This is a genomic window from Okeania sp. SIO2C9 (assembly GCF_010672455.1).
Lineage (GTDB): Bacteria > Cyanobacteriota > Cyanobacteriia > Cyanobacteriales > Microcoleaceae > Okeania.
On sequence record NZ_JAAHGO010000094.1, the window covers coordinates 18057 to 29639 of the forward strand.

Consider the following 11583-nt stretch of genomic DNA (forward strand, 5'->3'; position numbering starts at 1 on the left):
CCGGGTAGCGGCACTAGTAATAGCAATTTCAAAAAGTAATACTTAACAATAAATTTAAGTAGACAATAAACCTATTGAAATTTGTTGTTGGTATCCAAAAAATAATTAAATATTTTCAATACTATAGCGCTGTGCGCAGCTCCGGAAGGCAACAGATCCGGAAGGGGGAATAAAAAACCGATAATATAAGACTTTTAGCTATTGGACACCTCCTGTAATTTGTAAATATGCCAGCGCACATTGCTATACCCATTTTGACTTGCCATTAGAATTAGAATATATTTGTTGACTGCAATATCCGAATTCAACAAGGTAATGCAACTATGACACAAACACCACCACCTCGTCCCCCAGCTCCTCGTCCTCCTGGAGGCCGTGGTTTACCGCGTCCCCCAGCTCCACCTAGTCCACCAGCAGCAAGAAGACCGCCAACATCTGCTCCAACTTCTGCCGATCCCAAAGCATCATCAACACCTGTTTCTCAACAACTAATTCCTCCAACGGAAACAGCACCAGTACCTCAACCAGCAACACCTGGTGGTCCACAACTGGGTTCTGGACAAATACCGCTGACAGATATTGTCCGGCGAGCTAATGAAGAAGGTGTTTCAGATGTTCATGTAGGGGTCAAAGAAATACCACGGTTCCGCAAACGTGGAGACCTTCTACCGCTCGAATATCCAGAAACTGACTTGAATACCTTTATGTTTTGGTTGCGAGAAATTCTTACAGATGAAGAAATTCGTGCATTCCAAGAAAATCTTGACTTTGATGGTGCTGCGGACTTAGGTTTTGTACGGATTAGGATTAGCTTGTTTGACTCTCTTGCAGGTCCAGGGATGGTTTTACGACTGATTGGTTCTAAAATCCTGACTATGGAACAACTTAAATTGCCAGAAGTCTTTAAGAAAGTCTGCCATTACCATAAAGGGTTAATTTTGGTGACCGGACCTACAGGTTCTGGTAAGTCCACCAGCATGGCGGCGATGATTGATTATATGAACAATACTTTTCCTTATCATGTCATCACTATCGAAGACCCTGTAGAATTTGTCCATGAAAGCCGAAAATGTTTGATCAAGCACCGGGAAGTAGGTAGACATACTCTAAAATTCTTCAATGCTCTTAAAGGTGCTCTCCGTCAAGACCCTGACTTAATGTTAGTAGGGGAAATTCGAGATAAGGAAACGGTGGGAATTGCAATTAAAGCTGCTTCTACAGGACACTTGGTGATGGGAACATTGCACACCAACAGTGCCATCAAGACTCTAACTCGTATTTTGGATATGTTTTCTGCTGAGGAGCAACCGGCGATTAAATTAGCTCTTTCAGAAATTCTGGTAGCAATTATTGCTCAGTTGTTGTGCAAAACTACTGATGGTAAGCGGGCAGCTTTCCATGACATTTTGATTAATACTGATGTAATTAAGGAATATATTATTAAAGACCAGTATGAAGACATTAACCAAATTATGCTCAAAGATACTTATGAAGGTATGACTACTATGAATAGGTCTTTGTTTGAGCTTTACCAAGAAGGTCGAATTACAGAAGAAACGGCAATAGATCAATCTCCTTACCCAAATGAAATGGCTCAGATGTTACGAGGTAGAATTTAAAAAGATTGTGAAGTTTTAAATTTTAAGTTCTCAGGATGAACTAGAGTATAAGTGAAGGGTACAGTTTTAAGTTAAGCTAATGCCTTAAGCAGTTGAGTTTAATGGAAAAACTCAAAAGTCTGTAGTCGATCCTAATTGATTTTCTTGAAACCAGCTCCAGTAAAATTCCCCCTGTTGTTCAAGGGTATTGCCTTGTTTACACCTGGGGGAGATTTAATTTATTGTATAGACCCAAGTAAACAAAATCGATGGCATCTACACCTCTGTGTAGAGCTACAAGAAATATTGGGGTTATCAGAACCACCTCATTTCTTGATACCAGGATACACTGCAACTATTGATAAATGGTTAGACCATCGCACTCAAAAAGTCCAAGTTTCTGCTGAAGCTTATGCTCCAGTCTTAAGATATCAGATATTACTTAATGCCATTTTTAAGACTGATAACTTGATTTGGCAACCTGCTCCTTGGTCAGAGGAATTTTGTAATCCAATGGTAATTGCTACTTATTATGACCAGTTTTCTCAACTCTGGGAAAATCATGACCTTGTTGTACATCTTGAGCAGCAAGAGGTTAATCTGGACTCAACTCCAGAGGAATTTTTGAGATCCAGTCTCGATTTACAACGAGAAAAACCAAAAGTTCAAGGGTATGTTCTCCGCTTATTTGTATCGGGTAACAATATTGGCACTGAGCGGACTCTCCAGAGTCTGCACCAAATATTAGAAAAGTCTCTTTCTCATCCTTATACTTTAAAGGTAATAGATGTGTTGCAACATCCCGAACAAGCTGAAGCAGATCAAATTACTGCTACTCCTACCCTGATTAGGGTTTGGCCTCTACCTGTGCGGAGAATTGTTGGGGAGTTTAATGATGTGGAAAAAATTCTTAAGTTGTTGGAAGGTGTTAATTCTAGATTTTAAATGTTAGATTTTTTTAGCGTTTGGTTGTAAAACTTTTCAAATTTATAGTGCTACGCGCTAGGGAATAGGGAACAGGGAATAGCAAACTGTCAAAGGGTTTTAGGATTGAAAAATGTCCGCGCCCAATTCTTGTAGTGCTATAGTATGAAACAACCTATGACATTCCAGCAGCTAAGATGAATTTTTTAGTTGCTGGTAATGCTTGTATACTAACAATTCACTAACTACGGCTTGCTGATTAAAGCCTTCAATCTCCCCTACTCTCCTACTTCCCTACTTCCCTACTCCCCTACTCCCCCGAACTATATAATAAGTGTTCAACCGGACATGATATTACTCCTACCTCCTCGCTCATTCCCCGTTCCTCCTGTCTCCTGTCTCCTGTCTCCTGTCTCCTACCCCTACTAAAAGACTAGTGAAGCGCAAACCCTAACTAGGTAAACAGACATCAGGAGCACATAAACTTGGAAAATTTACGGTTGTGACTTCTAAAGTATCTAACTCAACTTTGCGGATCATACAATTATTTGTATCTGCAATAAATAAATGTTGCGCGATCGCACTTAATCCTGATGGCTCAAAAAATTGACAATTAATACCTTGTCCATCTTGATGACCAGCGGTGCCATCTCCCAACATGGTAAGGCATAAACCTGCATGATATTCTACCCGCTTAATTTTGTGATTATAGGTATCAGCAACCCAGACATAATTTTGGGTATATTCTATTCCCAAACAATGTTGTAGCAAAACTTCTGAACCTCGGCCATCTTTGTCGCCAAAGCCAAATAGTCCTCCACTACCACAAATAGTCCGCACTTGGGGATGCTCATTAATACCTACTGCCCTAATTGAACTAATTTCACTATCCGCCACAAATAATTCGTTGCCATCCGTACTAATACCACTAGGTTGAGCAAAAGCAGATTCTGTCAGAGAGCCATCTACACAAGCTTCTGCACCAGTCCCTGCATAAGTGCTAATCATCCCAGTCTCCAGTTGCAACAGCCAAATTTGATGGGAACCTGCCATAGCAATAAAGATGCGATCGCCTATCTTGTCCACATCCCAAGGTGAATTAAGTCTAGTTTCTCTAGCAACTCCACTATGAGGTGAAATTTGATAACTTTTTTCTCCAGTACCTGCAATAGTTTCCACCTGCTGAGTTGTAAAATCAATTTTGCGTAAAGCATGATTTTCTGTATCGGCAACATATAAAACTTGATTCTTGGCATCAAAAGTCATACCTTGGGGAGCAAAAAATTGAGCTTCAGAAAATGAACCATTAATTAATCCTGCTTTCCCAGTACCAATAATGTGCAAAACTTCTCCCTCAAGAGTACTAACAACAATACGATGATGTCCTGAGTCGGCGACAAATAATTGATTAGTATCACTATCAGCGAGAACTTTACCAGGAAAAGCTAAAGGTGTAGTCAAAGGTTGCTTTTGTTTTTCTAGAATTGAGCTAACTTCACTAAAATTAATAGTACCTTTGTCTTGATGTTCTTCTATCAACTTACCAATAATTTCATCCAAGAAATCACGTTTACCTTCACCAGAAACAGACCCTACTATATACCCTTCTGGATCGATAATTTTGAAAGTAGGCCATGCACGAACAGCATATTGTTGCCAAACTCTCGATCCACTGTCCACTAAAACAGGATGTCCAATGTCGTAGCGGAGGATAGCTTGTCGGACATTTTCCAATTCTTTTTCATTCTCAAATTTTGCTGAATGGACACCGATAACAGTCAGGCTATCTGGATATTTTTGTTCTAGGAATTTTAGGTCTGGTAGAACGTGGAGGCAATTAATGCAACAGTAAGTCCAGAAGTCGAGGATAACCACTCGTCCTTTTAGAGATTCGAGGGATAGTGGTTTGTCTGTATTTAGCCAGGGATAATTTTGGGGCAGTTTAGGTGCTCTGATACGGGACATAACAATTAACAATTAATAATTAATAATTAATAATTACAGCAGATTTCAGACTAATGTGCCTAAAATCATCAATATTATGTACCTCATAACTTCGGAAACTGCTGTACCTCTTCTTTACACTAATTTTAGGTAAGCATTCAGCACTCAGCATTCAGCTATCAGTTTCAATTCTCTGGTTGAAAATGTAGAGGTGCGTAACATTGACATTAACGCACCCTACCAAAGCAGGCGATCGCTATCTCCCCATTCCCCAATTATTAGTTTTGTGGTAAACTTAGAAATTCGTCGATGACCGCAAAAAAATCTATATCTCCTCCTTCACCATTGCTTAACTTGTCAAGTTGTTGGTAAATTTCTATGGCCTTTTGGTTTTGAGCTGCCAACCCTGGAGTTTTGCTCAAATCTAGTTCTAGGGAAGGAAGAATTTCATCGGTAAGAAATGCAGTTACCCGTGCATAATTTTTATCTGGCATTGCCTGGATCGATTTAATAGCTTTTTCTAAAATATCAGCTTTAACTGGCAAAACAAATCCGAAACCCTTCTTTTTTAGTCCTTGAAGTTCATTTTCTATATAAGAAACAACTTCTTTGCTAATTTGTTGAATTTTAGCATTACTTACATTTTGACTGGAATTTGCTTTAGTTGCGTTATCATATTCTACTTTCAATAATGCGTCAGCATTTTTCAGCAAATTTCCTATCTCTTTAGGCAAAAAACCGATGGCTGTATTTTCATCCCCTCTTTCTGGAAAAAGATTATTCTTATTATTATGAATGTAGGTAGCAACAGCCTTTAATTTATTATCTAAACCACTCCCTTTAATTGGCACTTTGTATTTAGCAATAAAAGCATCTGCTTTACTTTCGATAGTTGCAGAATGAGCATTTATGTAATTGCTAAAGGAAGAAAGCAGTAGATGAGAAGGTATAATATGGCGTCGGTGTTCTCCTTTTTGGACTTTTATATCTTCAACAATTTTAGGATACCATTGAGGACGACCTTTATAAACCCACTTGCCATTTTCCTGCGCAAAAGAAAATGTGCTGGAGATAACATGAGGATTTTTCCCCTTGCTCCATACTTTCTTATGAGCAACTTTAGCTACAGCTTTAATCACTTGTTTGTGATTTTTCTTATTGAGTTTATGGAGTATGTTTTTGGCAGCGGGTTGCTTTTTCTGACTTCTAGTTGTTGGTGGCATTAGATTCTTTCCCGTTTTTGATTTTCTATAGAACCAATATGGCATCTATAATTTATCGCTTTTAGAGCGAGGTTTGAAACTTCTCAGTTGAGGTTTCAAACCCGATGTAATCTAAAGTTTAAGAACTACTTATTACCAGATTGTTGTTTTTCTAGCAACAATTTTAGAGCTACAATCTGACCACGAATATCTGTGAGTTCATCTTTTAAGTCCTTATTTGTCTCTTCCAGAGAATCAAAGTACTCAGTGATTTCTTTGGTTATCTCATCCTCATCTGCTTTCTGACGAACATCCCGACCAAATCCCATCAGCGCCGGACGTTCCACATAAGTAACTCGGTGCAGTACCCGCCAAGTCTTATTAGCTTTACCTTTCGCTTGTCGCAATGCACGAGCTTCTTCATCGTTACTTGCTAACCATTCCGGATCGACTACATAATCAAAGAAATCATTAAAGTTCTTAGTAGTTGCCTCTAGGAAAAAGCTCATAAACCGATAGCGGTCTACCTTTTCCCCTGGTTGGATGGGGTAGTCCTTGTAGTCAGTAATGCCTTTACTTTCTACTCCACTCAAATCTACACTTAACTCTAAACCCTTACTCCGATTTTCCGTTTTGCTCATGGTTTGAGTCAAATTAATAGTCACTAGAGCAGTTAACTCTCCCGCTGCGGTGGCGGCTTCAAACTCTCCTTGGAATCCTAAACCTGCATCTAGAGAAAAGGAACCGCCAACTGTATGCTCTACCACATTGGCAAAGCTTTGAGCTTCTGTTCTCAGTCCGCCGTCTGCATCCCAAACATAATTATTCACAATATTCCGCTTGCCAGCACGAATCTGAATGTTTTCCATCCGTTTTTGCCAACCTGCAAAACTGTTTGTAGCATGAGCTCTTTTTTCTTGGTCTTTAATCCTAGCTTTAATTTCTTTCTGCTTCTCCTTGGCTTTTTTTGATTGCTCCTTAGCACTTTTTCCAGCTTCTGCCTTAAATTCCTGCCTTTGTCTTTTTTCGGCTTCTTTCTTTTGCTCCTCAGTCATCTTTTCATCATCTGTGTCTACTTCTCGGGTAACTCCTACTGTTTGAGGACCTTCCCCACTGTCAATTTCTTGGTTTAGAGAGGTTTCATCAACTAAAGTGGCATTAAATTGGGCAAAATAGGATTCTCTTCGTTTATCCTCATTATCTATTTGCTGTTTCAGGTCGTATGCTTCCTGCAGTCGATAATAACTTGCTGGATACAGGGAACCATATTGAGCGCGCATTTCCGGTACATGGCGGTAAAAACGATCGCTTGTTGCCTCACTACCTGTCAACCCATCTAAGCTACCACTCATAGTATAAGCTGGATTTATCAAGAAGGTAATCGTATTAATATCTGGTGGAATACCTTCTACAGGTCGTACTTGATAACCAATCATTTTCCCACTGCGCTTGAGACGAGTGATAAACGTATCAGCTAAACTAGAAACTACTAAGGCATAACCAACATTTTTGGGAATAAAACGTTTGCCTAAATGGGGAAATTTCGCCTCTACTTCCTGGTTGCCTCGCATTTCCAGATAATCAGTCATAGTCACCGATGCACTGGAGGCAATGCTACTTTCATTTTGCCAGAGGAAACCTAAGTCTAAGTTGCCTTTGAATCCTGCTTTCCATTCTCCCAGTCGTGACATAAATCCTAGACCTGCAGATGCTTCACCAGAACTACCGACAAAAGTATCTATACTACCTCCTAATCCACTTTCCTGGGCTCTGTCCCAGCTAAACTCTGCCTCTTCGGACATGGTTACTTCTACCGAGGTTGCACCATTGTAGTCTTCTTCTACGGTTAAGTTTTCACTGGGTACTGGTGGCGATCCTTCGATATAACCCAGAATAGTTGGTGCAAATTGAGCATTACCTATCCATTTTAGTTCCAATTCCTCAATCCGCTTATCTGGTAAGAATTCTGCACCATTGAGACTGGGAGCAGCGAGGAAACGTCGCATGATAGCCACTTTCCGATTAGTCACTTTCTCAATACTAATAGTGCTGTATTCAGCGCTGATTAGAGAGTCACTACCAATGGGTAAGCTATTGTCATCTTTAATGATGGCTCCATGAACAATACCATGATGGTTGTTACCACTAAAGTCGAGAACTTTTGCAGTTGAGCCTTCTGGTATGATGCCATTCAATGGAAAATAAGCAACTAAGTCTGATTCTTCACCTGTTAGACGTCGGTGCATATTTACTTTGATTTCGTCAGCAGTGCGAGCTTTACTCCAGATGCGGACTTCGGCCATTTGCTTGGAGTTTTTGGGTTTGTTGCCAACTGCCATCGCTGTGACGTTCAAAGATATAAGCTGCACCTGTGTTGCTAGCACCTATGTCTTCACCAGTGGCTCCGACAATAGCGACATCACCTGATATCGCTACAGAACAGCCAAAATGCTGATCGGCTTGTGTATCGTTTCCTAGGAGTTTTTGGGTTTGTTGCCAACTGCCGCTCTGACGTTCAAAGACATAAGCTGCACCTGTGTCCTCAGCACCGTTGTTTTGTCTATAGGCTCCGACAATGGCAAAATTACTTGATATCGCTACAGAACAGCCAAAGTAGGCACCTTTTTCTGGATAGTTTGCTTGGAGTTTTTGGGTTTGTTGCCAACTGCCATCGCTGTGACGTTCAAAGATATAAGCTGCACCTGTGTCGCCAGCACCTATGTCTTTACCAAAGGCTCCGACAATGGCAAAATCACCTGATATCGCTACAGAATTGCCAAAGTAGTCACTTGCTTCTTTATCATTTGCTTGGAGTTTTTGGGTTTGTTGCCAACTGCCATCGCTGTGACGTTCAAAGATATAAGCTGCACCTGTGTTGCTAGCACCTATGTCTTCACCAGTGGCTCCGACAATAGCGAAATTACCTGATATCGCTACAGAATTGCCAAAGTGGTCACCTGCTTCTTTATCATTTGCTTGGAGTTTTTGCTTTTGCTGTAGCAGCATCTTACCTGATTTTTTCGGACTAAAAAACCAGGTTTCTATCGTCCATTCGTCTGGCAACTTAATTGAATTTGGCAACTCTATTTTACTATGACTATCACCAAAGTTTAGACAAACAGGAAATCGGTCGGGCACCCACTGTTCAAAAGTGCTATTGCGACTGTCAGCAGTAGCATCATAATTCGTCAACCGCATTCGTCCCCGATCAAAATAGCTAAGTTGCACATTACCTTCACAAGTTTCCATAGCTGTAACTCGACTAGCAGCAGGTGCAAACCCTAAGAATGCCCCTTTGGTCACTAACCCCTTTTGATCTTTAGCTACTTCGGACATAGTTTGTGACGTTTTTTGAATACTTACTATTGAATCAAGTATTTCATTGTTTAATTTGTCCAATAAATCCTGAACAGTAGTAAGTAGCTCAATGACTTCCTTTAGGCGAGCCTCTAGTTCAGCTTTTGTAGCACTTTTCTCGCTACCCTTTAATTTTAAGAGTCTCAGTTGTTCTTGAAGATCGGCTAAATGTTGTTTCGCCAGATTCAATTCTGCTATTTTGCTGTCATAAGCTGATTTAGCATTCTTAATATTATTGTTGCATTTCTCTTCTGTTTTGATTATTCTCCACAGTTGGTCAATGCTAGGGGGTCGATCTTCTGAATCGACTAAAACATCATCCTCATCATACCAAAGCTCTAATACTCCTCCCCTTGCCTGACGAATCAAATAGTAACCATTTGATAAAGGTTCTAGTTTCCATTCAAAGTCGATCGTGGGAATGATGCCAATGCTATATACTTTCTTGTGATAGAACCCCCATAAAGCCCCACTTCCATCTTTACAAAAAATCTGATAATACTCGCCATCCTTTACAAACTTAAAGTACGTATTTATTCCAGAAACAGCTTGATGGGTTCTATAAAGAAGGTCGTTAGTTTTGCCATTACTATGAACATAAGCAATCGAATTGTTCTCTTTACAAACCAGTCTACACCAGTAGTTAAATTTGTTATGATACTCGTCTTGATAAGTATCCCAACATCGATTTTTTTCACTTTTAAGATTTTTAACAATAGTATCTTGAGCAGAAATTTCTCGCCGTTTAGCAGCTATAGCTGCTTGTCTTTCAATATCTCCTAGATTCAAATTAGCAATTTTTCGTTCTAGTTCCCGTTTTTCCTTGAGAAGTAATGCTTCCTCATGCTCTTTTTGCTCAAAATCTTTCAACTTGGATGGTAATGCTGCCTGACTATCTGCCAACATTGTCAGACTCAGGCCATCTGTATATTTCTCTTCAGTAATGCTATCAAGGGTTAACTGAATGCGATGCTTACGAATTTCCAAATTTGACCAACTACCTTCAACATCAGAAATTTCAAAGGTACGCATCATTGCCACCCCATCAGGTACAGTAAACCGACAAGTTGCTTTGTACCAATCATTACCTAAACTCACAAAGTCACCTTGATTTCCATCAAATGAAATCTTGTCATCAGCACTACGACTTTTTTTACCCCAATAGGAGAAGCTAAACAATTTCTTACCATCAATCTTATTGGGTTTTACATGATGATGATCGGTCTTAAATTCAAAAGTTTCAAGATAAGTTGCCCTGGCACTCACTGCCACCAAATCATCATTGCTGTACTTCGTTGCTTTCGTGGTATTGTCCCTCAACTTGCGACTGAGAGTAATAGCACTAACAAAAGCATCCCCATGTACTATGCCATCATTTCCATTAGGAGAGAAATCTACAACTTTCCTCACTTTTTCTTCGCTAATAGCACCTAGTCGCCAATAACCCGCCAAATCAACTTCCCGTCCAGTTAGCTGTAGGTACATACTATCCTTAATTTCCTGAGCAGTACGAACTTTATCCCAAATTTGCACATCAGAAATTTTGCCAGCAAAATACTTGCCTATCTCCAATTTTGGCTGCCATTTTTCAGGAATCTTGGGTAACCCCGTAGCTTCTTTAGGTGTTCCTACCTGCTCGCCATCCTTACAAAGAGTTAAGGTTGTTTTATTACTCGTGCCATCAGAAGCAATGATTCCAGCATAATGTACCCATTTTCCTGTGGGTATATTTGCCTTATAAGTAACTTGTTTATGACTATTCGCTATTCTAACTTTTAGAGCGACAGTATCATTATTAATCAAGAGTTGGAAAACATTGTTCTTTTCCCCAACAATTATCTGTTCTCCACTACCAGTCGCCGATACATCAACCCAAGCAGAAACCGTATAACCAAAAGCAAATTCTGTAGATGGGGGAGTTAACTCCAAAATATCAGGAATCTCAATATATTCGTCAGTACCATTCAACATGACACCACGACGCTTTCGTGACTCTAACTTCAGGTTAACTGCTTCCCCTAACTGCCAACGAATACCATTAACCAAAAAATTGTTATCGTCAATCTTCTCAATCCCAAACTTATCATTGTAGTCCCTTGTATCTACAATTTGAACTTCATCCCCATTTTTCAAACAATGATTGAAAGCTGTTACCTTGAGCTTATTGTTTGCTGACCACTCAAAACCAGTAATTGACCCATCAAAAATTAAACCTGTTTCCTCTTCTTCTACTTTTTCCCAACTGCCAATATCACTATCAACATAGCTAGCTGTAATTTCAAAAGTATCCTTATCGATCTTCGTGGCTACATAATGGCCATCATAGCTTTTGGTCTTAGTAATCTTGACCACATCCCCATTCTCTAACCCTGAAGCATCAGTAGTAATTTGAACTTTATCTTCCTCTCCTCTTTTGACCTGACTAATAGTACCGATACTATTTTGCTAACAATTGTTAACAATGCACAGCAAGATTAACTTACTGAGGGGGTATCTCCCAATGTGGTAGAAAATTTCTCTACCACGCTTTTGATCAAAATTCCACGCGGGACCTTTAA

Annotated in this window: 6 protein-coding genes; 2 read left to right on the forward strand and 4 right to left on the reverse strand. The window is 39.8% G+C overall.

Annotated features, from left to right (window positions below; genetic code table 11):
• The first annotated feature begins 323 nt into the window (after positions 1 to 323).
• Together F6K23_RS35375 and F6K23_RS35380 are read left to right on the forward strand one after the other, a co-directional pair.
• Positions 324 to 1619 carry a type IV pilus twitching motility protein PilT gene (locus tag F6K23_RS35375; RefSeq protein WP_293165149.1) on the forward strand — a complete coding sequence of 432 codons (1296 nt, stop codon included), beginning with the start codon at positions 324 to 326 and terminating at the stop codon, positions 1617 to 1619.
• A 171-nt stretch (positions 1620 to 1790) separates the two neighbouring features.
• Complete coding sequence (locus F6K23_RS35380; RefSeq protein WP_375340820.1) at positions 1791 to 2543, forward strand: circadian clock KaiB family protein; 753 nt, start codon at positions 1791 to 1793, stop codon at positions 2541 to 2543.
• A gap of 429 nt (positions 2544 to 2972) precedes the next feature.
• Here the strand turns inward: F6K23_RS35380 and F6K23_RS35385 are convergent, their stop codons facing one another.
• From F6K23_RS35385 to F6K23_RS35400, 4 genes are all read right to left on the reverse strand, one after another.
• The gene (locus F6K23_RS35385; RefSeq protein WP_293165153.1) at positions 2973 to 4487 is read right to left on the reverse strand and encodes a thioredoxin-like domain-containing protein; all 1515 of its coding nucleotides are present in this window, start codon (positions 4485 to 4487) and stop codon (positions 2973 to 2975) included.
• 257 nt (positions 4488 to 4744) lie between these two features.
• Entirely contained in the window at positions 4745 to 5689 is a 945-nt protein-coding gene (locus F6K23_RS35390; RefSeq protein WP_293165155.1) for a hypothetical protein, read from the reverse strand.
• Positions 5690 to 5814: 125 nt separating this feature from the next.
• Positions 5815 to 8052 (reverse strand): hypothetical protein, encoded by a 2238-nt coding sequence (locus F6K23_RS35395; RefSeq protein WP_293165157.1) that lies wholly within the window; start codon positions 8050 to 8052, stop codon positions 5815 to 5817.
• A complete protein-coding gene (locus F6K23_RS35400; RefSeq protein ID WP_293165159.1) occupies positions 7946 to 11377 on the reverse strand; it encodes a LamG-like jellyroll fold domain-containing protein in 3432 nt (1143 codons plus the stop codon). The genes F6K23_RS35395 and F6K23_RS35400 overlap by 107 nt, the downstream gene beginning before the upstream one ends.
• Between the last annotated feature and the right edge of the window lie 206 nt (positions 11378 to 11583).